Raw genomic sequence first — 23,740 nt, 5'->3', positions numbered from 1 at the left:
CCCGTCCGAGGTAGCGACGTCCGGTGCCTCGACGGGGCTGCACGTCGCTCCCTCGGCGGGAGGTCGCTATCTCGTGGTCATGCGGCGGGGCCGCACCCCGCGGCGTCGGCGAGGAAGCCCGCCGCGGCGGTCGCGAAGAGGCCCTCCAGGCCCGAGCCCGCCGGTACCGGGCGCGGGTCGTCGGCGACGGCCCAGCAGCCGTCGACGACCTCGTACCGCGTCGTCGGCCCCTGTTCCACGTACGACCGCACGGCCTCGACGAGGCGGACGACGTCGGCACCCGTCGTCCCGACACCGACCGACGCCCGGATGGCGCCCGCGTCGTACCCGAGGCGCGCGAGCAGCGGGTGGGCGCAGAAGCGACCGTCGCGCACGCCGATGCCGTGCTCGGCGGAGAGGTACGCGGCGACGAGGCCCGGGTCGTGGCCCTCGACGGAGAACGTCACGACGCCGACCGGGTCGACGGCGTCCTCCCAGACCCGCACGACGCGCACGCCCGGGACCGCCGAGACGCCCGCGACGAGCGCGGCGCGCAGGGTCGCCTCGTGGGCGTGGAGGTCGGCCGGGTCGAGCGCCGCGAGCGCGTCGCACGCGGCCGCGAGCGCCGCGGCGCCCACGACGTTCGGCGACCCTGCCTCGTGGCGCGCGGGCGCCGTCTGCCACTGCGTGCCGGTGAGAGCGACCTGCCGCACCGCCCCGCCCCCGGCGAGGTACGGGGTCCCCGCGTCGAGCCAGTCGCGGCGACCCACGAGCGCGCCTGCGCCGAACGGCGCGTACGTCTTGTGTCCGGAGAACGCGACGTAGTCGACCCCGGAGCCCGCGAGGGAGAACCCGCGGTGCGGGACGAGCTGGGCGCCGTCGAGCACGACGCGCGCGCCGGCGTCGTGGGCGGCCCGCACGACGTCCGCGACGGGGAGCGACTCGCCCGTGACGTTCGACGCCCCGGTCACGGCGACCAGCGCGTACGGGAAGCGTGCGAGCTCGGTGCGCAGGCCGGACAGCGTCTCCGCAACGGACGCGCCGCCGGCGAGGACCGTCGCGCCGCCCGTGCGCTGCCACGGCAGGAGGTTCGCGTGGTGCTCGACGTCGAGGACGAGCACGCGCCCGGGCGTCCCGTCCGCGTTCGCCGGGACGCAGCCCGCGAGCAGGTTGAGCGAGTCGGTCGTGTTGCGCGTGACGACCGTGACGTCGTCCTCGCGCGCGCCGACGAACGCGCCGATCGTGCGGCGCGAGGCCTCGTAGAGCGCGGTCGAGACCTGCGACAGGTACCCGGCGCCCCGGTGCACGCTCGCGTAGAGCGGCAGCACCTCGGTCACGCGGTCCGCGACCGAGCGGAGCGCCGGCGCCGACGCCGCCACGTCGAGGTTCGCGTACGGGACGCTCCGGCCGTCGACGAGCGGGACGAGCGTGTCCGCGCCGACGACGGGCAGGAGCGCGGGCGCGCCGGCGACCGCTGCGAGGTCGGGGGCCTCCGAGACCTCGGTCGGACACGAGACGTGGGCGAGAGCAGTCATGACACAGTCCTCCGAGGGCAGTCCGGGGACGGTGATCCCCGCGCTTGCCGCGCGCCGGTCGGCGTACGGCCTGGTCGTCACCCGGGGCACCCCGCCGCGAGAGGAGGGTTGCCGGCCAGCAAACCGGGGTTTCACGCTGGCACTCATGACCTGCGTCCAGGATGTGCGCGCGGGACGGAGCGTGTCAACCGGTGGTCACGGTGTCTCGGATGGCGGGACGCAGTCCATGGGCAGGTCGAGGCGCCACCCGGACTCGTCGACCTCGAACGCGTCGAGCACCGCGCCGGTCCGCGCGTCGAGGACGACGACCGAGTCGGGCGGCCACTCGGCAGGGTCTCCCGGTGGCGTCTGCGGAGGACGCTGGAGCCGTACGCCGTTCGTGTGCGCCTCGACGACCTCACCGGTGCGCGTGCTGACCAGCACGACCTCCGGGTGCGCGTCGGCGTAGGCGTCGCACGCCTCGCCGTCGCCGTCCGAGGTCCACCAGCCCTCGTACCCGCCGACGGTGTGCTCGGCCAGGTCGATCGGCTCCCCCGTGTGCGCGTCACCGTCGAGCGCCTCTCGGGAGGGGAAGGGCGAGACGAGGTCCTCGTCGGGTTCGACCTGGACGACCCGCGGCCGCTCGGTGGGCAGCCCGGGGACCGCGTCCCCGACGACGTGCACCACCGTCTGCGGGGCGTCCTCGCCTCCGGGCGCCGTCCACAGCAGGACGACGCCCGTCCCGACCACGCCGGCCGCCACGGCCGCGCCCACCGCCCGTCGTCGCACGCTGGCCACCGTCTCCCCCCTTTCTCTCCCGGGACCCCCGCCCCGGCGCGCGATCACGCTAGCGCGACCGTCCGACGTCGGGCACCCCCTCCCGGAGGCCGCTCCCCGAGACGGGCGTTCCACGCGTCGGACGGGTGGCGTACGATCCCGAGCAACCATCCGGAGCGGCCGAGTGACGTGGCACGTCGACGCCGCAGCAACCCCCCGGTCCGTCGCGAGGCGGCCGGGCGCAGGGTGCTACTGCCACGATCGATGGAGGAGGACTCATGAGCGACCAGTCCCAGCAGACGTCGGCCGTACCCGACGCGCGACCCGCCGTCGGCTACGCCGGCGACCTCACCCCCCAGCAGGCGTGGGACCTGCTGACGAACGACGAGCGCGCCGTCCTCGTGGACGTCCGCACCGAGGGCGAGTGGCGCACCATCGGCGTTCCCGACGCCACGGACCTCGACCGCGACGTCGTGTTCGACGAGTGGGTGACCCCGGCCGGGCCCAACCCGCGCTTCGTGAACCAGCTCGTCGAGGCGGGTCTCACGCCCGGCGACGAGCGTCCCGTCGTGTTCCTGTGCCGCTCGGGCCAGCGGTCGATCGGCGCCGCGCGCGCGGCCACGGCCGCCGGTCTCGGGCCGTCGTACAACGTGCTCGAGGGCTTCGAGGGCGCCCAGGGGCTCTCGGGCCTGCGCGACGTCGAGGGCTGGAAGGTGCGCGGCCTGCCCACCACGACCTACGACGAGGCCGCCCGGTGAGCGCCGCGCAGCCCGGGAGCGTCCCCGGCGGCTCCGGCCGCAAGCCCCTGCCCGCGAGCGCGCGCCCCGCGACGCTCGCCGTGCGCGGCGGCCACCACCGCACGGAGTTCCAGGAGACCTCCGAGGCGTTGTTCCTCACACAGGGGTACACGTACGACCGCGCCGCCGACGCCGAGGCGGCGTTCAAGGGCGAGCTCGACCGGTTCGTCTACTCGCGCTACGGCAACCCGACGGTGCACGCGTTCGAGGAGCGCCTGCGCCTGCTCGAGGGTGCCGAGGCCTGCTACGCGACGGCGTCCGGCATGTCCGCGGTGTTCACGTCGCTCGCCGCGCTCGTCGGTTCCGGGTCGCGGATCGTCGCGGCACGTGCGCTGTTCGGGTCGAGCATCGTCATCTTCGACGAGATCTTCGCCAAGTGGGGCGTCCGGACGGACTACGTCGACGGGCACGTGCCCTCCCAGTGGGAGGAAGCACTGTCCACGCCCGCGGACGTCGTGTTCTTCGAGACGCCGTCCAACCCCATGCAGGACATCGTCGACGCGCGGCGCGTGAGCGAGCTCGCGCACGCCGCGGGCGCGGTGGTGGTGCTCGACAACGTCTTCGCGACGCCGCTGCTGCAGAAGCCGCTCGAGCTCGGCGCGGACGTCGTCGTGTACTCGGCGACCAAGCACATCGACGGGCAGGGCCGCGTGCTCGGCGGCGCGATCCTCGGGACCGAGGAGTACGTCAACGGGCCCGTGCAGACGTTCCTCCGCAACACGGGGCCGTCGCTCTCGGCCTTCAACGCGTGGGTGCTGCTCAAGGGCCTGGAGACGCTGCCGGTGCGCGTCGCGGCGCAGAACGCGGCGGCCGCGCAGGTCGCCGAGGCGCTCGAGCAGCTCCCCGGGATCGGCCGCGTGCGCTACCCGTTCCTCGCGTCGCACCCGCAGCGCGAGCTCGCGCGGTCGCAGCAGAGCGGCGGCGGCACGGTCGTGACGTTCGACCTCGCCGTCCCCGAGGGCACCGACCCCGAGACGGCGAAGAAGCGCGCGTTCACGTTCCTCGACGCGCTCCAGGTCGTCGACATCTCCAACAACCTCGGCGACGCGAAGTCGCTGATCACGCACCCCGCCACGACGACGCACCGCAAGCTCGGCCCCGAGGGCCGCGCCGCCGTCGGGATCGCGGAGACGACCGTGCGCCTGTCGGTGGGTCTGGAAGACCCGCTCGACGTCATCGAGGACGTGGAGCAGGCGCTCGACGCCTGACGACCCTCGCGCCGACGATGTGGTCGTGGCCCGTCCCGGCGTCGGGACGGGCCACGACAGCATGGTCGGCGGGCAACAGGCGCCTGGTCGGCGCGTGCTCCGGAATGGTGTGGACCGGCCGTGCGGGCCTTCGTAGCGTCGGGGGATGCCCGACGCGATCTTCGACGACCCTCGCCTCGCCGCGCTCTACGACCCGCTCGACCCGGACCGCAGCGACCTCGACGCGTACGTCGCGATCGTCGACGAGCTCGGCGCGCGGCGCGTGCTCGACGTCGGGTGCGGCACCGGGACGTTCGCGTGCCTCCTGGCAGGGCGTGGGATCGAGGTGGTCGGCGTCGACCCGGCGGGCGCGTCGCTCGACGTCGCGCGCACCAAGCCGGGCGCCGACCGCGTGCGCTGGCTGCACGGCGACGCGACGACGCTCCCGCCGCTCCGGGTCGACCTCGCGACGATGACGGCGAACGTCGCGCAGGTGTTCCTCACCGACGACGCGTGGGCCGCGACGCTGCGCGGCGTCCGCTCCGCGCTGGTCCCGGACGGGTGGCTGGTCTTCGAGACGCGCGACCCCGCGCGCCGGGCCTGGGAGGGCTGGGTCCGCGAGGCGACGACCGTACGCGTGGACGTGCCCGACGTCGGGCCGGTCGAGTCGTGGACCGACCTCACCGACGTGTCGCTCCCGTTCGTGTCCTTCCACGACACGACCGTGCTGCCCGACGGCACCGAGCTGCACTCCGACTCGACGCTGCGCTTCCGCGAGCGCGACGAGGTCGAGGCGTCGCTGGTGGCGTGCGGCTTCGAGGTCGTGGACGTCCGCGACGCGCCCGACCGCCCGGGCCGCGAGTGGGTGTTCGTCGCACGGCGCGCTGAGCCGGAGGTCAAGTGACGCACGTCCGAGGGAGCGACGCGCTCCGGCGTGCGCCTCTCGGTCGGGCGTGCGTCAGCCGGCACGTCCGCCCAGGACGGCACCGTCGTTCCCGACGATGTGGACGGCGGTTCGACGGTGTGGGACGCACCTCGTAGATTCCTCGTAGCGCCCGGCCGACCGGCGGGCGCGACGACCGGTCCGCCACCACCGACAGGGGTCCCCTTGCTGCACGTGCACCGCTCCGAGCGTGCCGAGGCGCTCGTGGCGCCGCTCGCCGCCGTGCTCGCCGAGGCGCCGGAGGACCCGTTCACGCCGGACGTCGTGGCCGTCCCGACGCGCGGGGTCGAGCGGTGGCTCGCGCAGCGGCTCTCGCACCACCTGGGCGCGGGCGAGACGTCGGGGATCTGCGCGAACGTGGACTTCCGCGGCCCGCGCCGGCTCGTGGAGCAGGTCGTCGCGGACCTCACCGACCTCGCCCCCGACGACGACCCGTGGCGCCCCGAGCGGCTCGCCTGGTCGGTGCTCGAGGTGCTCGACGCGCACCTCGCCGAGCCGTGGGCGGCACCGCTCGCGCGGTACGTCGGCGACCCGGGCGACGAGGTTCGGCGGGGCCGGCGCCTGACGCTCGCGCGCCGGCTCGCGGACCTGCTCGTCGACTACGCGCGGCAGCGGCCCGAGGTCGTGCTCGCGTGGTCGGCGGCGTCCCCGGTCGCGGAGTCCGGCGACACCCCGGACGACCTCGCCTGGCAGCCCGAGCTCTGGCGCCGCCTGGTCGACCGCGTCCCGGCCACGGACCCCGCACGTCGTGTCGAGGACGCGGTCGCCGCGCTCCGCGCCGACCCCGCGGCCGTCGACCTCCCGCCGCGGCTGTCCGTGTTCGGCCCGACGCGGCTCCCGGAGGACGAGCTGCGCGTGCTGCACGCGCTCGCCGAGCACCGCGACGTCCACCTGTGGCTCGTGCACCCGTCGCCCGCGCTGTGGGAGAAGGTCGCGGCTTACGACGGCGCCCCCGCCACGAGCGACGACCTCACCGAGGACACCGCCCCGGACCACGCAGGCACGCGACGTCGCGCAGACCTGCCCACGCTCGCCCGGCACCCGTTCCTCGCGTCGACCGGCCGTGACGCGGTCGAGCTGCAGCTCCGGCTCTCAGCCGGTGAGTCGGTCGAGACGCACCACGCGGCCGCGCCGACCCCCCCGACGCTGCTCGGCGCGCTGCAGTCCGCGCTGCGGGCGGACGAGCCCGCCGGCGCGCACCTGCTCGATCCGGCGGACCGGTCCGTGCAGGTGCTCGCGTGCCACGGCCGCGCGCGCCAGGTCGAGGTCCTGCGCGAGACGCTGGTCGGCCTGTTCTCCGCCGACCCGACGCTCCAGGCGCGCGACGTGATCGTGCTGTGCCCCGACGTCGAGACGTTCGCGCCCCTCGTCACGGCGACGTTCGGCGCGGTCCCCGAGCTCGGCGAGGACGCGCACCCCGGTCAGCGCCTGCGGGTCAGCCTCGCCGACCGCGGCGCCGGGACGACCAACCCCGTGCTCGCGCTGCTCGCCACCCTGCTGCGCCTCGCAGACGGCCGCGTCACGGCGTCGGAGGTGCTCGACCTCGCGGCGAGCGCGCCGGTCCGGCGCCGGTTCCGGTTCTCCGACGACGACGTGGACCGCCTGCGCCAGTGGGCCGTCGAGGCGGGCGTGCACTGGGGCGAGGACGGCGCGCGCCGGGCCCGGTTCGGGATCGACGGGCACGTGCGGCAGGGCACGTGGGACGCGGCGCTCGACCGGCTCCTGCTCGGCGCGGCGATGGCGGACGAGGACGCGCGGTTCGTCGGGCCGGCGCTGCCGCTGGACGACGTCGGCTCGACCGACGTGGACCTCGCGGGCCGCCTCGCAGAGCTCGTCGCACGGCTGACGGAGACGCTGCGCGCGCTCGACGGGGTGCACCCGCTGGCGCACTGGCTCGACGCGCTCGACCGCGCGCTCACGCTGCTCGCCGAGGCGCCGCCCACGGAGGGGTGGCAGATCGGCTCCGCGCGCCGCGTGCTGGGCGACGTGCGCGCGGCGGGCGCCGCGCACGGCGGGGTCGCGCTGCGGCTCGCGGACGTGCGCGCGCTGCTCGACGACCGTCTCGCGGGGCGCCCGACCCGTGCCGGGTTCCGCACGGGCGCGCTGACCGTGTGCTCGCTCGAGCCGATGCGCTCGGTGCCGCACCGGGTCGTGTGCCTCCTGGGCCTCGACGACGGCGTCTTCCCCCGCACCGCCGCTCCCGCGGGCGACGACCTGCTCGCGCGGCACCCGGAGATCGGCGAGCGCGACGCGCGCAGCGAGGACCGGCAGATCTTCCTCGACGCCGTCGCGGCGGCGGGCGACCACCTCGTCGTCGTGCACACGGGCGCCGACGAGCGCACCGGCGCCGCCCGCCCGCCGGCGGTCCCCGTCGCGGAGCTGCTCGACGCGCTCGACCGCGTGGCGCGGACTCCCGACGGGCGCCCGGCGCGCGAGCACGTCGTCGTGCAGCACCCGCTGCAGACCGTGGACGAGCGCAACTTCATCCCGGGCGCTCTGGGCGTGCCGGGTCCGTTCAGCCACGACGGCGCGGCGTTCGACGGCGCCCGCCAGGCGCGCGAGACGCGTCAGCCGGTCGGGGCGCTGGTGGGCGCGCCGCTCTCGCTCCCGGCCGTGGCCGAGAGCGGCCCGCAGGCCGGCGAGGTCCCGGACGCCGGGGCGGACGCCCGCGCCGACGTCGAGCTCGACGACCTGGTCCGCCTGCTGGAGAACGCGCCGCGCTGGTTCGCGCAGCACACGCTCGACGTCGGGCTCGTGCTGGCGGAGGACGACGTCGAGGACCGCCTCCCGCTCGCGCTCACCGGCCTCGCGGGCTGGGGCGTGGGCGACCGCGTGCTCCGCGCCGCGCTCGCCGGCGTCGACCCGAACCGGGCGATGCAGGCCGAGTGGCGCCGGGGCCAGGTCCCGCCGCGCGAGCTGGGCCGCTCGGCGTTGCAGGAGGTGGTCCGCGCCGTCGGCCCGCTGCGCGTCGCCGCCGTGGAGGCCGCGCGCGAGGCCGACCTCGCCGCGGGCCGCCCGGTGAGCCAGGACGTGCTGAGCTCCGCGGAGACGGTCGACGTCCGCGCCGTGCTGCCCGACGGCCGCACCCTCGTCGGGAGCGTGCCGGGCGTGCACGGGGCGCGGGTCGTGCGCACCGAGTACTCGCGGCTCGGTCCCAAGCACCGGCTGCGCGCCTGGGTCCAGGCGCTCGCGCTCACGGCGAGCGACCCGGGCCGCCCGTGGGACGCCGTCGCGATCGGTCGCTCGTCCCGGGGCCCGGGCGTCGCGTGGTCCACCCTCACCCCGCCGGACCGCGAGACGGCGTCCCGGGTCCTCGCGGACCTCGTGGCGCTGCGCGACGAGGCGGCGCGCGAGCCGTTGCCGCTGCTGCCCGACGTGTCGCTGCGCTACACGGAGGAGCGGCGCACGAGCGACGCGCGCGACGCCCTGATGCGCGCGGGCTGGGCGTGGAACAAGGGCTTCGAGCGCAAGGACCCGTACGTCGTCCTCGCGTGGGGCCAGGACCCGGCCCTCCCCGACGTCGCGGGGCTCGCCACCACGGCCGACCTGGGCCGCTTCCCCGACGACCCGACCCGCCTCGGTGCGCTCGCGCGCCGCATGTGGGAGCCCCTGCTGGAGAACGAGCTGCGAGGTGCCCGGTGAACGGCGCGACGTCCCGGACCGCGACCGACGGCGCCCCCGCGCACGGGGGCACGGCGGGGACGAGCAGCGCACCCCGGCGCTTCGACCCGTTCGGCGCGCTGCCGAGCGGGACGGTCGTGCTCGAGGCGAGCGCCGGCACGGGCAAGACCCACACGATCGCGACCCTCACGACGCGCTACGTCGCCGAGGGCGTGGCCGCCCTGCCGGAGATCATGCTCGTGACCTTCGGCCGCGCCGCGACGTCGGAGCTGCGCGACCGCGTCCGCGAGCGCCTCGTCGCGACCGAGCGCGCGCTGCGCGGGCCCGCGCCGGCGTCCAGCCGGGACGACCTCGTCGCGTTCCTCGCCGCGGTCGACGACGACGAGCTCGACCGCCGCCGCGAGCGCCTGCGCGTCGCGCTGTCCCAGCTCGACGCCGCGACCATCACCACGACGCACGGCTTCTGCCAGCAGATGCTCACCGCGCTGGGGACGGCGGCCGACGTCGACCTCGCGACGAGCTTCCTGCCGGACGTCGCGGACCTCGTCGAGGAGGTCACCGACGACCTGTACGTGCGGCGATTCGCCGACGAGCCGGAGCCGATCCTCTCGCCGCGCGACGTGCGCGACGTCGCCCGGGCGGCGGTGAGCGACCACGGGGCGGTGGTCGCGCCGGCGGACGCGGCCGAGGGGTCGGTGGCGGCGGCGCGGTACGAGGTCGCGGTCGCGGCCCGTCGCGAGGTGGAGGCGCGCAAGCGCGCGATGCACCTGCTCGACTACGACGACCTGCTCGTGCTGCTGCGCCGCGCGCTGACCGACCCCGAGCACGGCGCGACCGCGGCGCGACGGGTCCGGTCGCGGTTCCGCGTCGTCATGGTGGACGAGTTCCAGGACACCGACCCCGAGCAGTGGGAGATCCTGCGGACGGCGTTCCACGGGCACCCCGAGGAGTGCCGCACGCTGGTGCTCATCGGCGACCCCAAGCAGGCGATCTACGCGTTCCGCGGCGCGGACGTCGTGACGTACCTGCGCGCGGTCGAGGACGCGACGGACACCGCGACGCTCAGCACGAGCTGGCGCAGCGACGGACCGCTCCTCGCGGGCCTGCACGCGCTGCTGGGCGAGTCGGCGCTCGGCGACCCGCGCATCGTCGTGCGCCCGGTCGACGCGGCACACCCCGAGCCGCGCTTCTCCGGCGGCGCGCCGGTGCGGCTGCGGCAGGTCACGCGGCGTGCCTACCGCCTCGGCGGGTCGTCGGCGCCGTCGGCCCCGGACGCCCGCAGCCTGCTGGCCCGGGACGTCGCGGCGGACGTCGCGGGGCGGCTGGGGACCGCCGACGGCGGCGGCGACCGCGTGCGCGACGACGCCCTCGGCGCGGCGGGCGACGACGGCGTGGGCACCGGCACGGGGCGGTGGCGGCCGCTGGAGCCGCGCGACGTCGCGGTGCTCACCCGGACGAACGCGCAGGCCGAGGCGGTGCGCTCCGCGCTCGTCGCGCTCGGCGTGCCCGCGGTCGTGTCGGGGCCGTCGAGCGTGTTCGGCTCGGCGGCGGCCCAGGACTGGCTCACCCTGCTCGCCGCGCTGGAGCAGCCCGGTCTGCACCGCCGCGCGACGGCGCTCGCCCTCACCCCCTTCGTCGGCTGGGACGCGCAGCGGCTCGCGACCGCCGGCGACGCCGACCACGACGAGCTCGGGGACACCGTCCGGACCTGGGCGCGTCTGCTCGCGGACCGCGGCGTGGCCGCGGTCGCGGAGGTCGCGGCCCGGGGAGGTACGACCGCGCGGGTCATGGCCCGGGTCGACGGCAAGCGCTACCTCACCGACCTGCGCCACGTCACGCAGGCGCTCCACGAGGCCGCCGTCACCGACGGGCTGGGCACGGCCGCCCTCACGGCGTGGCTGCGCGCCCGGATCGCCGAGGTCGGCACCGTCTTCACCGACGAGCGCACCCGGCGCCTCGAGACCGACGCCGCCGCCGTGCAGGTCGTCACCGTCCACGCCGCGAAGGGCCTGGAGTTCGGCGTCGTGTACGTCCCGTTCGGCTGGGAGCGGTTCGAGTCGGACGACCAGGAGCTGTTCGCGTTCCACGACGACCACGGGCAGCGCGTCCTGCACCTGGGCGGTGTCGGCTCCCCCGGGTTCGTGGACGCCAAGGCGCGCTGGCGCGACGAGGAGCTGGGCGAGGACCTGCGGCTGCTGTACGTCGCCCTCACGCGCGCCCGGCACCAGGTCGTCGTGCACTGGACGCCGACCAAGCGCAGCACCGGGTCCGGCCCGCTCACGCGCCTGCTGCTCGCGGACCGGATGCTCGGCGGCGAGCCGGGCCGCCACGCCCGCCCCGACGCGATGCGCGACGACGCCGTCCGGTCCGCGTTCGAGGCGGTCGCCGCGCGCTCGGGCGGGACGGTCGTCGTCGAGCAGGTCGATGCCCGGCCGAAGGGCGAGCGCTGGTCGCCCGGAGCCCGCGCCGGGTCCGACCTCGCCCTCGCCGCCGCGACGCACCTGCCCGACCGCGAGTGGCGGCGCGCGTCGTACTCGGCGCTCACCGCGGCGGCGCACCACGGTCCGGTCGGCGGGATCGAGAGCGAGCCCGAGGACCCGGGTGTCCAGGACGAGCCGGAGGAGACGCCGGACGACGACGGGACGGGCGCTGTGCCGGCCGAGGTGCCGGGCGGAGCGCCCACGACCCGTCCGGGCGCCGACGTCCCCTCGCCCTACGAGGGGCAGCCGGGGGGCACGGCGTTCGGCACGCTGGTGCACGAGATCCTCGAGTACGTCGACACCGCGGCGGACGACCTCGATGCCGAGGTCCGCGCCCGGTGCGCGCAGGCGGCGACGGTCCGCGTGCCCGGGGTGGAGCCCGTGTCGCTCGCGGCGGCGCTGGGCCTGTCGCTGCGCACCCCGCTCGGACCGATCGCGGGCGGGCTCACGCTCGCCGACGTCGACCCGCGCGACCGCCTGCCCGAGCTCGAGTTCGAGCTCCCGCTCGCGGGCGGGGACGAGACCGAGGGCGTCACGCCCTCGACGCTGCGCGACCTCGCCGACGTCCTGCGCGCCCACCTGCCCGCCGACGACGCGTTCGCCCGCTACCCCGACCTGCTCGCCGCGCTGGCCGACGAGGCGGCGGACGGCTCCGGGGCGACCGGAGCGGCGGGCGGCGGCGTCCCGCTGCGGGGGTACCTCACAGGTTCGATCGACGCGGTGCTGCGGGTTCCCGTCGCGAGGCCGGACGGTCGTCCCGACCCCGCGGGCCGCCGGCGCTACCTCGTCGTCGACTACAAGACGAACCGGGTCGGTCCGCCCGGGGTGCCGCTCGCCGTCGGCGACTACCACCCGGACGCGACGCGCGACGCGATGCTCGCCTCGCACTACCCCCTCCAGCTCGTGCTCTACCTCGTCGCGCTGCACCGCTACCTGCGCTGGCGCGTGCGCGACTACGACCCCGACCGCGACCTCGCGGGCGGCGCGTACCTGTTCGTGCGCGGCATGGCCGGCCCCGACACCCCGACCGGTCCCGACGGCGCGCCGTACGGCGTCGTCGCCTGGACGCCCCCGCCGGGGCTCGTCGTCGCCCTGTCCGCCCTGCTCGACGGAGGTCGCGCATGACCACGGCCCCTCTCGGCGCGACGGTGCCCGCCGCGCCCCCGGCCCCTCCGGTGGACGAGGGCGACCCGCGCCTCGCCGTCGGGGTGCGCGCGTGGCTCGCCGCGTTCAACGCCGCGCGCGTGGTCTCCGCGGCCGACCTGCGCGTCGCGCTGCGGCTCGGCCACCTCACGGGCGAGCAGGACGACCAGGTGCTGCTCGCGGTCGCGCTCGCCGTGCGCGCGGTGCGCAGCGGGTCGGTGTGCGTGCGCCTCGACGACCTGGGGTCGCTGGAGCTGCCCGAGGACGAGGAGGCGGCGCGCACCGACGCCACGGACCTGCCCTGGCCGGACCGGACCGCGTGGGCGTCAGCGGTCGCGCGCAGCCCCCTCGTCGCGGCGGGCGTCGACGGGCCGGCGGACCGTCCCGCGCGCTGGGTGGGCGGCGCCCTGTACCTCGACCGGTACTGGCGCGACGAGCTCGCGGTGCGGCACGACGTCGACGGTCGGCTCGCCGCGGACGACCTGCCCGTGGACGGCGACCGCCTCGACGCCGCCCTCGCCCGCCTCTTTCCCGCGGCGGACGACACCCGGCAGCGCCTCGCCGCCGCGCACGCCGCGACGCGCCGGCTCACGGTGCTCACGGGCGGTCCGGGGACGGGCAAGACGACGACGGTCGCGCGCCTGCTCGCCGTCCTGCACGACGCCGCGCTCCCGACCTCGTCGTCCGCCGGCACCACGTCCGGCGCCGCGCTGCGCGTGGCGCTCGCCGCGCCCACGGGCAAGGCGGCCGCGCGCCTGCAGGAGGCGGTGCGCGAGGTCGTCGCCGGGTTCCCGGACGCCGCCGACCGCGAGCGCGTCGGCGCCCCCGTCGCGACGACGCTGCACCGCCTGCTCGGCTTCCGGCCGGGCAGCAGCACCCGGTTCCGGCACGACGCGCACCACCATCTGCCGCACGACGTGGTGGTCGTCGACGAGACCTCGATGGTCGCCCTGCCGCTCATGGCGCGGCTGCTCGAGGCGCTGCGGCCCGACGCGCGGCTCGTGCTCGTCGGCGACCCCGACCAGCTCGCGTCCGTCGAGGCCGGGGCCGTGCTCGGGGACCTCGTGCACCGGGCGCCGGTCGCCCCGCCCGCGACGGCGGGCGTCGTGGTCGCGACGGCCGACGTCGCGCTCGCCGGCTCCCCGCCGCCCGCCGTCGGCGAGGTGGACGACCGCGCGGTCCTGGGCAACGGCGTCGTGCGGCTGCGCACCGTCCACCGCCAGGACCGCGACTCCGAGATCCTGCCGCTCGCGGCGGCGATCCGGGCCGGGGACGCGGAGGCGACGCTCGCGCTCCTGCGCGCGGGCCACGGGACCGTCCAGTTCCTCGAGACCCCCGACGACGTGCCCGACGAGGCCGTGCTGGCCACCGTCCGCGCGGACGCCGTGGCCGCGGGCACGCTGCTCGTCGAGGCGGCTCGGGCGGGTGACGCGCGGGCCGCGCTCGACGCCCTCGCCCGGCACCGCGTCATGGTCGCGCACCGGCGCGGCCCCGCCGGTCGGGGCCGGTGGGCGGCGCAGGTCGAGGCCTGGGTCGAGGAGGCCACGGGCCACCACGCGACCGACTCCCCGTGGGTCGCGGGCCGACCGCTGCTGGTCACGACGAACGACGCCGAGGTGGGTCTCTACAACGGCGACACCGGCGTGCTCGTCGCCGAGCCCGGGGGCGTCGGCGTCGTCGCCGTGTTCGGCGACCCGCGTGCGCCGCTGCGCGTGCGGACGCACCGCCTCCCGCCGGTGGAGACCGTGCACGCCATGACGGTCCACCGCGCGCAGGGCAGCCAGTTCGAGCGCGTGACGCTCGTGCTGCCGCCCGCGACGTCGCCGCTGCTCACGCGCGAGCTGCTCTACACGGCGGTGACGCGCGCGCAGTCGTTCGTGCGCGTCGTCGGCTCCGAGGACGCGGTCCGCACGGCGGTCACGAGCCCGGTCCACCGGGCGAGCGGGCTGCGGACGCCGCTTCCGGGCGGTCAGTCCTCCGCGCGCTCCGCCTGATCCCGCTCGCGCAGCTCCTTCAGCCGGCCCCACGGCACGAGCACGATCCAGGCGACGGACGCGATCGCGGCGCCCATGATCATCGAGGGGACGTCCATGGCGACCATCCTGGCAGACGTGCCGCGGCACTCACGGGGAATGAGGCTCGGGGGTCGCCGGTTGGCACCAGGGTGAGCACCCAGACCCCCCGCCTGTCCGTCCTCGACCTCGTGCCCGTCCGCTCGGGCCAGTCCAGCACCCAGGCGGTGCGGGCGTCGCTCGACCTGGTCCGCCTCGCGGACCGGCTCGGGTACGAGCGCTACTGGTTCGCCGAGCACCACAACATGCCCGCGGTCGCGGCGTCGACGCCGCCCGTCATGATCGCCGCGGCGGCGTCGGTCACCGACCGCATCCGGGTCGGCTCGGGCGGGGTCATGCTCCCCAACCACGCGCCGCTCGTCGTCGCGGAGCAGTTCGCGGCGCTCGAGGCGATCGCCCCCGGCCGGGTCGACCTGGGCATCGGCCGCGCGCCGGGCTCCGACCCCGTCGTCACGCAGCTCCTGCGCATCACCGGCCCGACGGCCGACGTCGACCGGTTCCCCCAGCACGTGACCGACATCCTCGCGCTCATGAGCCCGCAGGGCGCGACCCTGCGCCTCACGAGCGGCCAGGTGTACGACGTGCACGCGACCCCCGCCGCCGACGCCGCACCGACCGTCTGGCTGCTCGGGTCGAGCGACTACTCCGCGCGCCTCGCGGCCGAGCTCGGGCTGCCGTACGTGTTCGCGAACCACTTCTCCGGGCAGGGCGTCGACGAGATCCTCGCGCTCTACCGCGAGGGCTACCGCCCGAGCGAGGCGTTCCCCGAGCCGCGCACGTTCCTCACGCTCAACGCCGTCGTGGCGGAGACGGAGGACGAGGCGCGCGCCCGCGCGCTCCCGCAGGCGCGCATGATGTCGCGGCTGCGCACCGGTCAGCCGCTCACCGCGCTGGAGACCGTGGAGGAGGCTCTGGCGGCGCCCCTCGACGGCGCGGCCGGGCAGATGGTCGAGGACAGCCTGCGCCGCTGGGCCGTCGGGACGCCCGACGACGCCGCGGCCGAGGTCCGTCGGCTCGCCGAGCGCCACGGCGTCGACGAGGTGATGATCGTGCCGGTCGCGGCGTCGCGCGCCGACGAGCCGCTCGACTCCACCCCGGGCCGCACCCGCACGCTCGAGCTCCTCGCGGCCGCCCTCGCCGGCGACCCGGCGGCCTGACCCGCCGACCGCCCGTCGGGCCATCCACCCGCCTCGCTGCCGAACACGACCTGGCACGCCGTCGAACACGACATGAGGGTCGTGATCCGCGGGATATCGACCCTCATGTCGTGGTCGGCGGGAGGCTGTAGCGTCACCGCATGACGACGACGTACGACGACGCGGCCTGGCACTCCGACGGCGAGGGGTACCCGCCGGAGGCCGGCCCCGAGGCGGGCGCGACGCACATCGGCATGTTCCTCGCGTGGGCGGTGCTCGGCGGGCACGTCTCCGAGGAGCTCGCCGAGGACGCCGCGGACGAGCTCGCCGCGCTGCGCGACCGGAGGACGACGCCCGGCGCGTTCGTGCTCGACGTGTGCGACGGCAGGCTCGTCGACGAGGACCTCGACGCCGTCGGCGCGGCGTTCGCGAGCGCGTACTACGCCGGCGACGAGGAGGACGAGGACGACGGCGGCCTCTACCTGGAGGACTACGTCGACGCGGTGAGCCCCGGCGACGGCGAGCCCGAGGACGTGTACCGCGTGCCGGACACGTGGGAGACGTACGACCTCGTCGGCCCCCTCATCGACGCGCGCTTCTCCCAGTGGGACGACGAGGGGCGCCCGTCGGTCCTGCGGCACCGCGCCTGAGACGGCCCGAGATGACCGCGCCCACGCCCGTGACCCGGCTCGCCGCGGTGCTGCGCGCCGACAACCCGGGCCCGATGACGCTCGACGGCACGTGCTCGTACGTGCTGCGCGCGCCCGGGTCGGCGACGTGCGTCGTCGTGGACCCGGGGCCCGACGACGCGGTGCACCTCGACGCGCTGGCGGCGGCCGGGCCGGTCGAGCTCGTGCTCGTCACGCACCGCCACGCCGACCACACGGCCGGGGCTCCCGGGCTGCGGGAGCGGACCGCGGCGCCGGTACGCGCCGCGGACCCGGCGCACTGCCACGGTGGCGCGCTCCTGCGCGACGGCGAGGTCGTCGAGGCCGCCGGGCTGCGCATCGTCGTGCGCGCCACCCCGGGCCACACCGCCGACTCGGTCTGCCTCGTCCTGCCCGACGACGGCGCGCTCGCCACGCCCGGCGACCTCGCCAGGGGCGGCGCACGCCCGGGCGGCGAGACCCCCGCCGACCAGTACCTCGGCGACGCGCCCCTCGGCGACGTGGCCCCCGGCGGCACCCGGTCGGGTGACGCCGCTGCGGGCGGCGCGGGATCGCCGTCGGGCACGACGGTCCTCACCGGGGACACCGTGCTCGGGACCGGCACGACGGTGATCGCGCAGCCCGACGGCTCGCTCGGCGCGTACCTCGCGAGCCTCGACGCGATCGAGGCCGTCGCCTCCGCGGGGCCCGGTCGGACGACGGGGCTCCCCGGCCACGGGCCGGTGGTCGACGACCTCGCGGAGCGGGTGCGTGCGTACCGCGCGCACCGGCTCGAGCGCCTGTCCCAGGTCCGGGCGACGCTCGCCGCGCTCGGCCTGACCGCGGGTGCGGACGACGCCGTGGAGCAGGTCGTCGCGCGCGTCTACGCCGACGTCGACCCGTCCGTCCTCGCCGCGGCACGCCAGTCCGTCGCGGCGCAGCTCGCCTTCCTGGCGCGGGCCGACGAGCTCGCACGACGGTCCGCCCGCGGCAGGTCACGCGCTCGCCGCGAAGACGGCTGAGCGGACGGCCGGGTGTCGGTGGCGTCCGGCACGATGACGAGCATGACGACACCACGGCTCGGTATCGCGTTCGTGCCCACCCACGCCCCGGAGAGCCTGCGGCGGCTCGCCGCGACCGCGGAGGAGGCCGGCCTCGACGACCTCTGGGTGTGGGAGGACTGCTTCAAGCAGTCGGGCCTCGCGTCGGCTGCCGCCGCGCTGGCCTGGACCGAGCACGTGCGCGTCGGCATCGGGCTCATGCCGGCCCCGCTGCGCAGCACGACGATCACCGCGATGGAGGTCGCGACGCTCGCCCGGATGTTCCCCGGACGGCTCGTCGCGGGCGTCGGCCACGGCGTGCAGGAGTGGATGGGGCAGGCGGGGGTCCGTGTCGCGTCACCGCTGACGTTGCTGCGCGAGCACGCCACGACGCTGCGGAGCCTGCTCGCGGGCGAGGAGGTCACGACGGCGGGGCGGTACGTCACGCTCGACGACGTGCGGCTCGACTGGCCTCCCACGCAGCCCGTCCCCCTGTGGCTCGGGGGCGTGGGTCCCCGCTCGCTCGCGCTGGCAGGAGAGCTGGGCGACGGACTGATCCTCGCGAACGCGCTCACCCCGGACGACGTGCGCGTCGCGACGGACGCGGCACGCGCGGGCGGAGCCGTCGACGGCTTCGACGTCCACGCGACGCTCATCGCGGCGACCGGGCCAGGCGCACAGGAGCGCGTCGACCGCGAGGTGCCGCTGTGGGGGAAGGAGGCGGGTCAGGGCATCGGCGCGGGCGGCGACGCCGCGACGATCGCCGCAGCCGTCCTGGCCCTGGCGGACGCGGGCGCGACGGCCGTCGCGGTCCAGCCGACCGCGGACGAGCCGGACGTGGAGGGGTTCGTCCGCTTCCTCGGGCGGGAGGTCGCGCCGCTGCTCAGCGCCCGCTGACGCGCGACGCGTCGGTGGACCCGCCGGCGCGCTGACGCTCCCGGAGGCCGTGCACGAGCGCGACGACCGCGCACACGAGTGCGACCGCCCCGACGGCGAGCGCGAGGCGCACGGGGAAGGCGGCGTAGAGGTCGGACACGTCGCCGACCGGGAGCCCCCACTCGACGGCGGTCTCGCGCAGCTCGCCCGCGAGGACCCCGACCCGGCCCGGCACCCGCGACGCGACCGCGGCGACCCAGCCGAGGAGCTCGATGACGACGGAGGCCACGGAGTAGGCACCGGTCGCGAGGGGGATCACGGGGACACCCTAGCGGAGGCGGACACCGCGGGCATATCCGGCACGACCCCGAGAATCCCCTGGTGCGACCCTCAGACCAGCGGCTTCGCGAAGCAGAGCGCGACGTGGTTGTCGCCGACGTACGGCGGGAAAGCGAGGACGGCGCGGTACCCGAGCGAGCGGTAGAGCGCGATCGCGCCCGGTTGGCGGATCCCCGTCTCGAGCAGGAGCCGGGCCGCCCCGCGCTCGCGCGCGACGGCCTCGAGCCCGTCGAGGAGCCTGCGGGCCGTCCCGGTCCTGCGTGCCCGTGGGCGCACGTAGACCTTCTTCACCTCGAGCGCGTCGGTGGGCGCCCCGGGTGCGGGGCGACGCAGCGACGCACACCCGACGGCCTCCCCGTCCCGGTAGGCGACGAGGGTCGTCACCACGTCGTCGCCCAGGCGCGCGTCGACCGCGTCGAACCCGCCCGCGGCGTCGAGCCCGCCGAACAGCTCGGGGTAGAGGACGGCGGACGACGTCTCGTGCATCTCCCGGCGCAGTGCTGCCGCGTCCGGGTCGTCCCACGGGACGGGGCGGACCTCCACGACCTCACGGGCAGCGACGCTCGCGGGCTCGCTCGGGCCCACGGTCGCCCGCGGGATGCTCGCCCCGAGCCGGCCGCTCGTCGCCGACGTCTCGTCCGCGGTGCCGGTGCCGACGCCCGGACCGCACGCGGCCCTCAGGTCGAGCGCGAAGCAGCGCGAGAGCGGGTGCCCGGCGTAGTGGCCGTACGACTCGATCGGGACGTACCCGAGCGCGAGGTAGAGGTCGATCGACTCGGGCTGGAGCGTCCCGGTCTCCAGGACCACGCGTTCGAGCCCGGCGACGACCGCGTGCCGGTGCACGGCCCGCATCGCGGTGCGCGCGTGACCGCGGCCGCGGTGGTCGGGCTCGACCCAGAGGCGCTTCACCTCCCCGGTGCGCGCGGGGTGCGTCCCGCCGCGGCCGTCGGGCGTGCCCGACACGTCGCGCAGCGCGACGAACGCGACCGGCTCGCCGCCCGCCCGGACCACGACGTTCGCGACCGACGCCTCGGGCTCGAACGTGCCCGCGTCGGGCTCGCCGTACCGCCCGGCGAGCTCCGCCTGCTGACGCGTGCGCAGGAGCTCGGCCGCGGCGTCGTCCCCGGGGACCGCCTCGACGGTGACGCGCGTGCCTGGGCCCCCGACGCCGTCGGGCAGGACGCGCGAGGGCGCGCCGGTCACACCGACCCGGTCATGCGTGGACGAGCGCGCCCAGGACCGACGTGAAGAAGCCGAGCCCGTCGGTGCCGGCACGGGGGCCGGCCTCGTTCGCGGGCCCGAAGCCCGCCTCGACGGCGTGCTCGGGGTGCGGCATGAGGCCGACGACGTTGCCCGCGGCGTTGGTGATGCCGGCGATGCCGCGACGCGAGCCGTTCGGGTTCCAGCCGTCGTAGCGGAAGACGACGCGGCCCTCGGCCTCGAGCTCGTCGAGCGTGCGGTCGTCCGCGACGAACTGCCCGTCCTGGTTCTTCAGCGGGACCGTGATGCGCTGGCCGACCGTGTAGTCGCGCGTCCAGGCCGTCTCGGCGTTCTCGACCACGAGGACCTGCTCGCGGCAGATGAAGTGCAGGTGGTCGTTCTTGACCATCGAGCCGGGCAGCAGGTGGGCCTCGGTGAGGACCTGGAAGCCGTTGCAGATGCCCAGGACCGGCATGCCGCCCGCCGCCGCGTCGACGATCGACTCCATGACGGGCGCGAAGCGGCTGATCGCGCCCGCGCGCAGGTAGTCGCCGTAGGAGAAGCCACCGGGCAGGACGACCGCGTCGACGCCGTGCAGGTCGGCGTCCGCGTGCCACAGCGACACGGCCTCGCCGCCCGCGAGACGCACCGCGCGCGCCGCGTCGCGGTCGTCGAGCGTGCCGGGGAAGGTGACGACGCCGATCCGCGCCGTCGCGAGCGTCGCGCCGCTCATCAGGCGAGCCCCTCGGACGTGATCGTCGCGGCGGCGTCGGCCTCGATGTCGGCGACACGCACGACGTCCTCGATCACCGGGTTCGACAGCACCTTGACCGCAGCCTCCTCGGCGGCGGCGAGGATCTCCGGCGTGACCGGGCCGTCGACCTCAAGCTCGAACCGCTTGCCCTGGCGGACGGACGTGAACTGGGTGAAGCCGAGGCGCGGCAGCGCCCCGACGACGGCCTTGCCCTGCGGGTCCAGGATCTCGGGCTTGGGCATGACCTCGACGACGACGCGTCCCACGGGGGCTCCTTGGCGAGAGAGTTCGGGAGGGCCGGGGCTCCGGGATCCCGACCACGTCACGGCCGTCGAGGACGGTCGGTGGGACGGGACGAGCGGGAGCCGACGGCGGGATTCCGCGCCCAGTCTACCGGGCGCCCGGGCGACGTCCGGCGGCCGTCCGCACCGTGGCACGACGGCGCTGCCGGGCTCAGGCCCCGGCTGCCCGCGGCGGGTCTGCCGGGACGTCCACGGGGATGTTGCCGTCGAGCACGTGCTTGCGCCACGCTCGCGCGACGTGCGAACGGCGGAAGAGGAGCCCTCCGCCGAGGAACGTCCCGCACCACAGGAGGATCAGCCAGAGGTCGGGCCTGGTGACCTCGACGGAGAACAGGAGCTGCGCCAGCACCGGCCAGCCGTAGAAGATCGCGAGAGCGGTCCCGAGCCCCGTCATGGTCACGCGCCAGGGGTAGAGCACGCCGTGGATGTCGTCGGCGACCCACCACCAGTAGCGCGCGGGCAGCCGGGCGTCGAACAGCCGGTACAGCAACCAGCGCCCGAGCGGCGGGTGCTCCCGCCGGCGCAGCGCCCAGCCCGCACGCACCAGCCCCCACGCCTCGCGCGCGCCGATGCCGTGCGGCGCCCCGGCGTCGTCGGATGCGGGCGCGAGGTCGAGCAGGACCGCGAGCGCCTCGTCGCCGTGGAGGCGACGCCAGCGCGGCGGGTAGGCGCGGAGCCAGAACCGGGCGGACCGCTCGTACCGGTCCGCGCCGCCCGCGCTCACGCGCCGCTCCCCGCGAGGCCGTCGGCGGCACCCGCCGGGCCGTGGCGTTCCAGGGACCGCCGCGCGCGCTCGGCGAGCTCGGCGAGGCGGAGGGTCTCCGTCCGGGCCGCGCGGCGCCCGTCGTCGGTGGCGCGGTAGTAGCGCCGGAGGCGGCCGTCGACGACCTCCTCCCCGGTCGGCACGACGAGCCCGGCCGCCACGAGCCGGTCGAGGTTGCCGTAGAGGGTGCCGGCCCCGAGCCGGGTGCGGCCGTCGGACAGCTCGCGCACGGCCTGGATCACCGCGTACCCGTGCCGCGGCTCCGCGCTGAGGGAGAGCAGCACGAGGTACGCCTGCTCGGTCATGCGGAACGCGGGAGGGCTCGGTGCCATGAACGATATATATCGGATGACGACCCATAGAGCCAACCCTCGACGCGTGTCAGAGGGTGCCGCTAGAGTCGAACACGTGTTCGAGACGCACGCTCGGGCACGGTGCGAGGGCGGGGTCCTGCCCCTTCCCCGCCCTCGCACGAACCACGGCTCGACGACGCAGGGAGGTTCGCGTGGCAGCACCGCTCGCACTCGCCCCGGCCATGGAGCGCGGCAGGGCACGACCGTCGCCGCGGACCGTCGCGCGCGTCCTCGCGCGCGACGAGACCTGCGTCTTCCCTGGCTGCCGCGTCCCGGCGTTCCGTTGCGACCTCGACCACGTCGTGGCACCGCGGCCGGGCGCGGACGACACCGCCGCGGCCGCCGCGCAGGAGGCCGACAACCTCGTCGCGCTCTGCCGGCACCACCGCGTCGTGCGCGCGCGCGACGGCTGGCGGCCCGCCCTGCTCGCCGACGGCTCGGTCCGGTGGACCGCGCCGAGCGGGCACACCTACGTGCGCCCGGGCGCCGCCCGGACCGCCCGACGACTCAGCCGAGCGTCGAGCCCGTGAGCCGCTCGTACGCCTCGAGGTACCGGGCGCGGGTGCGCGTGACGACCTCTGCGGGGATCGAGGGCGGCGGGGTGTCGGACGCGCGGTCCCACCCGGATGCGGGCGACACGAGCCAGTCGCGGACGAACTGCTTGTCGTAGCTCGGCTGCGCGCGCCCCGGCTCCCACTGGTCCGCGGGCCAGAACCGCGACGAGTCGGGCGTGAGCACCTCGTCGCCGAGGACGGTCCGGCCGGTGGTCGGGTCCACGCCGAACTCGAGCTTGGTGTCCGCGAGGATCACGCCGCGCTCGCGCGCGATCTGCTCGGCGCGCGCGTAGACGGCGAGCGTGAGCTCCCGCAGGCGCGTGGCGTCGTCGAGGCCGATCTGCTCCGCGACGACGTCGAAGGAGACGTTCTCGTCGTGCTCGCCCACGGCAGCCTTGGTCGCGGGCGTGAAGATCGGCTCGGGCAGGCGCGAGCCGTCGACCAGCCCGGCGGGCAGCGGCACGCCGCAGACCTCTCCCCCGGCGCGGTACTCGACGAGCCCGGAGCCGGTGAGGTACCCGCGCGCCACGCACTCGACGGGGAACATGTCGAGGCGGCGGCAGATCATCGCGCGGCCAGCGACGACGTCGGGCACGAGGCCGTCGCCCGGCTCCGACGACACCTCGGTCGACACCACGTGGTTCGGCACGAGGTCGGCGAGCTGCTCGAACCACCACAGGCTGAGCTGCGTGAGCACGACGCCCTTGTCCGGGATGCCCGGCGACAGCACGTGGTCGTACGCGCTGACCCGGTCGCTCGCGACGACGAGGACGACGTCGCCGAGCGGGTGCACGCCGCCGACGGCGGGCAGGTCCGGTGCGTAGAGGTCCCGCACCTTGCCGGAGTACACGTGCGTCCAGCCGGGCAGGTCGAGCGCCGCGGTGTCGAGGGCGTCCACCTCGCCGAGCGAGAGGGCCGAGGCAGGATCCTGAGGGGTGTCGGTCACGGCCCCTAGTCTCGCACCGCCCTCCACCGGCGCGGCACCGTGTCCGACGACAGGTCGCCCTCCCCGCCCACCACCGAGAGGCGGCCCGGCCCGGCGTCCCGTCGGGCGCCGGGCCGACCGCACCCGACAGCACGGGACGAGGACCGCCGCCGAGCCCGGACGCGACGAACGTCGCGGAAGTCGCTACTGTGCCCTCAGGACGGTCGTGGGAGCGCTCCCTCACCGTCGGGGGCACGCATCGGAGCGACCCCCTCGGGGGCGCCTGCACCGCCGTCCCGGCCCTGCCGACGACGGCAGGGCGACATCCGCACCGAGGA

The 23,740-nt window shown here is 76.4% G+C and carries 21 protein-coding genes and 1 riboswitch; of the genes, 11 read left to right on the top strand and 10 right to left on the bottom strand.

What is annotated here, in order from left to right; translation table 11 throughout:
• Positions 1-77 precede the first annotated feature (77 nt).
• Together ABRQ22_RS16205 and ABRQ22_RS16200 are read right to left on the bottom strand one after the other, a co-directional pair.
• Positions 78-1,514: an aminotransferase class V-fold PLP-dependent enzyme gene (locus ABRQ22_RS16205; protein WP_353707463.1), complete on the bottom strand. Its 1,437-nt coding sequence runs from the start codon at positions 1,512-1,514 to the stop codon at positions 78-80.
• Positions 1,515-1,549: 35 nt separating this feature from the next.
• Positions 1,550-1,665, bottom strand: a riboswitch (SAM riboswitch).
• A 44-nt stretch (positions 1,666-1,709) separates the two neighbouring features.
• Entirely contained in the window at positions 1,710-2,282 is a 573-nt protein-coding gene (locus ABRQ22_RS16200) for a hypothetical protein (RefSeq protein WP_353707462.1), read from the bottom strand.
• 266 nt (positions 2,283-2,548) lie between these two features.
• Between ABRQ22_RS16200 and ABRQ22_RS16195 the strand changes: the two genes are divergently transcribed.
• The 6 genes from ABRQ22_RS16195 (at position 2,549) to recD (ending at position 14,435) form a co-directional block, all read left to right on the top strand.
• Entirely contained in the window at positions 2,549-3,028 is a 480-nt protein-coding gene (locus tag ABRQ22_RS16195) for a rhodanese-like domain-containing protein (protein ID WP_353707461.1), read from the top strand.
• A 47-nt stretch (positions 3,029-3,075) separates the two neighbouring features.
• Complete coding sequence (locus ABRQ22_RS16190) at positions 3,076-4,275, top strand: O-succinylhomoserine sulfhydrylase (RefSeq protein ID WP_353709564.1); 1,200 nt, start codon at positions 3,076-3,078, stop codon at positions 4,273-4,275.
• A gap of 145 nt (positions 4,276-4,420) precedes the next feature.
• On the top strand, positions 4,421-5,158 hold the full coding sequence (locus ABRQ22_RS16185; protein ID WP_353707460.1) for a class I SAM-dependent methyltransferase: 738 nt from the start codon (positions 4,421-4,423) through the stop codon (positions 5,156-5,158).
• Between the two features lie 213 nt (positions 5,159-5,371).
• Positions 5,372-8,839 carry an exodeoxyribonuclease V subunit gamma gene (gene recC / locus ABRQ22_RS16180; protein ID WP_353709563.1) on the top strand — a complete coding sequence of 1,156 codons (3,468 nt, stop codon included), beginning with the start codon at positions 5,372-5,374 and terminating at the stop codon, positions 8,837-8,839.
• A complete protein-coding gene (locus ABRQ22_RS16175; RefSeq protein WP_353707459.1) occupies positions 8,836-12,423 on the top strand; it encodes a UvrD-helicase domain-containing protein in 3,588 nt (1,195 codons plus the stop codon). The genes recC and ABRQ22_RS16175 overlap by 4 nt, the downstream gene beginning before the upstream one ends.
• The gene (gene recD, locus ABRQ22_RS16170) at positions 12,420-14,435 is read left to right on the top strand and encodes an exodeoxyribonuclease V subunit alpha (RefSeq protein WP_353707458.1); all 2,016 of its coding nucleotides are present in this window, start codon (positions 12,420-12,422) and stop codon (positions 14,433-14,435) included. Before ABRQ22_RS16175 ends, recD begins: the two co-directional genes overlap by 4 nt.
• On the opposite strand, the gene ABRQ22_RS16165 is transcribed toward recD, so the two are convergent.
• On the bottom strand, positions 14,411-14,533 hold the full coding sequence (locus ABRQ22_RS16165) for a hypothetical protein (RefSeq protein WP_353707457.1): 123 nt from the start codon (positions 14,531-14,533) through the stop codon (positions 14,411-14,413). The two genes, recD and ABRQ22_RS16165, sit on opposite strands and share 25 nt — an antisense overlap.
• Before the next feature lie 72 nt (positions 14,534-14,605).
• Here ABRQ22_RS16165 and ABRQ22_RS16160 point away from each other — a divergent pair, with 72 nt between their 5' ends.
• The 4 genes from ABRQ22_RS16160 to ABRQ22_RS16145 all read left to right on the top strand — a co-directional run bounded on the left by ABRQ22_RS16160 (position 14,606) and on the right by ABRQ22_RS16145 (position 18,233).
• The gene (locus ABRQ22_RS16160) at positions 14,606-15,670 is read left to right on the top strand and encodes an LLM class flavin-dependent oxidoreductase (RefSeq protein ID WP_353707456.1); all 1,065 of its coding nucleotides are present in this window, start codon (positions 14,606-14,608) and stop codon (positions 15,668-15,670) included.
• Between the two features lie 140 nt (positions 15,671-15,810).
• Positions 15,811-16,299: a hypothetical protein gene (locus ABRQ22_RS16155; protein ID WP_353707455.1), complete on the top strand. Its 489-nt coding sequence runs from the start codon at positions 15,811-15,813 to the stop codon at positions 16,297-16,299.
• Positions 16,300-16,310: 11 nt separating this feature from the next.
• Entirely contained in the window at positions 16,311-17,318 is a 1,008-nt protein-coding gene (locus tag ABRQ22_RS16150) for an MBL fold metallo-hydrolase (RefSeq protein WP_353707454.1), read from the top strand.
• A 42-nt stretch (positions 17,319-17,360) separates the two neighbouring features.
• A complete protein-coding gene (locus tag ABRQ22_RS16145) occupies positions 17,361-18,233 on the top strand; it encodes an LLM class flavin-dependent oxidoreductase (protein WP_353707453.1) in 873 nt (290 codons plus the stop codon).
• Here the strand turns inward: ABRQ22_RS16145 and ABRQ22_RS16140 are convergent.
• From ABRQ22_RS16140 to ABRQ22_RS16115, 6 genes are all read right to left on the bottom strand, one after another.
• The gene (locus tag ABRQ22_RS16140) at positions 18,220-18,531 is read right to left on the bottom strand and encodes a hypothetical protein (RefSeq protein WP_253055155.1); all 312 of its coding nucleotides are present in this window, start codon (positions 18,529-18,531) and stop codon (positions 18,220-18,222) included. The genes ABRQ22_RS16145 and ABRQ22_RS16140 overlap by 14 nt on opposite strands.
• A gap of 71 nt (positions 18,532-18,602) precedes the next feature.
• Entirely contained in the window at positions 18,603-19,754 is a 1,152-nt protein-coding gene (locus tag ABRQ22_RS16135) for a GNAT family N-acetyltransferase (protein ID WP_353707452.1), read from the bottom strand.
• 10 nt (positions 19,755-19,764) lie between these two features.
• Positions 19,765-20,484 carry a phosphoribosylformylglycinamidine synthase subunit PurQ gene (purQ, locus tag ABRQ22_RS16130; protein ID WP_253055153.1) on the bottom strand — a complete coding sequence of 240 codons (720 nt, stop codon included), beginning with the start codon at positions 20,482-20,484 and terminating at the stop codon, positions 19,765-19,767.
• On the bottom strand, positions 20,484-20,771 hold the full coding sequence (gene purS / locus ABRQ22_RS16125) for a phosphoribosylformylglycinamidine synthase subunit PurS (protein WP_087470936.1): 288 nt from the start codon (positions 20,769-20,771) through the stop codon (positions 20,484-20,486). The genes purQ and purS overlap by 1 nt, the downstream gene beginning before the upstream one ends.
• 187 nt (positions 20,772-20,958) lie before the next feature.
• Positions 20,959-21,531: a hypothetical protein gene (locus ABRQ22_RS16120; protein ID WP_353707451.1), complete on the bottom strand. Its 573-nt coding sequence runs from the start codon at positions 21,529-21,531 to the stop codon at positions 20,959-20,961.
• Positions 21,528-21,902 carry a PadR family transcriptional regulator gene (locus ABRQ22_RS16115; protein WP_353707450.1) on the bottom strand — a complete coding sequence of 125 codons (375 nt, stop codon included), beginning with the start codon at positions 21,900-21,902 and terminating at the stop codon, positions 21,528-21,530. The genes ABRQ22_RS16120 and ABRQ22_RS16115 overlap by 4 nt, the downstream gene beginning before the upstream one ends.
• Positions 21,903-22,075: 173 nt before the next feature.
• Between ABRQ22_RS16115 and ABRQ22_RS16110 the strand changes: the two genes are divergently transcribed.
• Complete coding sequence (locus ABRQ22_RS16110) at positions 22,076-22,453, top strand: HNH endonuclease signature motif containing protein (protein ID WP_353707449.1); 378 nt, start codon at positions 22,076-22,078, stop codon at positions 22,451-22,453.
• Here the strand turns inward: ABRQ22_RS16110 and ABRQ22_RS16105 are convergent.
• Positions 22,431-23,375 carry a phosphoribosylaminoimidazolesuccinocarboxamide synthase gene (locus tag ABRQ22_RS16105; protein WP_253055320.1) on the bottom strand — a complete coding sequence of 315 codons (945 nt, stop codon included), beginning with the start codon at positions 23,373-23,375 and terminating at the stop codon, positions 22,431-22,433. The two genes, ABRQ22_RS16110 and ABRQ22_RS16105, sit on opposite strands and share 23 nt — an antisense overlap.
• Positions 23,376-23,740 lie beyond the last annotated feature (365 nt).

The sequence above is a fragment of the Cellulosimicrobium sp. ES-005 genome, assembly GCF_040448685.1.
Classification (GTDB): domain Bacteria; phylum Actinomycetota; class Actinomycetes; order Actinomycetales; family Cellulomonadaceae; genus Cellulosimicrobium; species Cellulosimicrobium cellulans_G.
This window is presented reverse-complemented; position numbering and strand designations above follow the sequence as displayed.

Coding starts and splice junctions, on each gene's coding strand:
- ABRQ22_RS16195 (WP_353707461.1), top strand. CDS start 2,549: ATGAGCGACCAGTCCCAGCAGACGTCGGCCGTACCCGACGCGCGACCC.
- purQ (WP_253055153.1), bottom strand. CDS start 20,484: ATGAGCGGCGCGACGCTCGCGACGGCGCGGATCGGCGTCGTCACCTTC.
- ABRQ22_RS16145 (WP_353707453.1), top strand. CDS start 17,361: ATGACGACACCACGGCTCGGTATCGCGTTCGTGCCCACCCACGCCCCG.
- ABRQ22_RS16115 (WP_353707450.1), bottom strand. CDS start 21,902: ATGGCACCGAGCCCTCCCGCGTTCCGCATGACCGAGCAGGCGTACCTC.
- ABRQ22_RS16165 (WP_353707457.1), bottom strand. CDS start 14,533: ATGGACGTCCCCTCGATGATCATGGGCGCCGCGATCGCGTCCGTCGCC.
- recD (WP_353707458.1), top strand. CDS start 12,420: ATGACCACGGCCCCTCTCGGCGCGACGGTGCCCGCCGCGCCCCCGGCC.
- ABRQ22_RS16150 (WP_353707454.1), top strand. CDS start 16,311: ATGACCGCGCCCACGCCCGTGACCCGGCTCGCCGCGGTGCTGCGCGCC.
- ABRQ22_RS16185 (WP_353707460.1), top strand. CDS start 4,421: ATGCCCGACGCGATCTTCGACGACCCTCGCCTCGCCGCGCTCTACGAC.
- ABRQ22_RS16205 (WP_353707463.1), bottom strand. CDS start 1,514: ATGACTGCTCTCGCCCACGTCTCGTGTCCGACCGAGGTCTCGGAGGCC.
- ABRQ22_RS16155 (WP_353707455.1), top strand. CDS start 15,811: ATGACGACGACGTACGACGACGCGGCCTGGCACTCCGACGGCGAGGGG.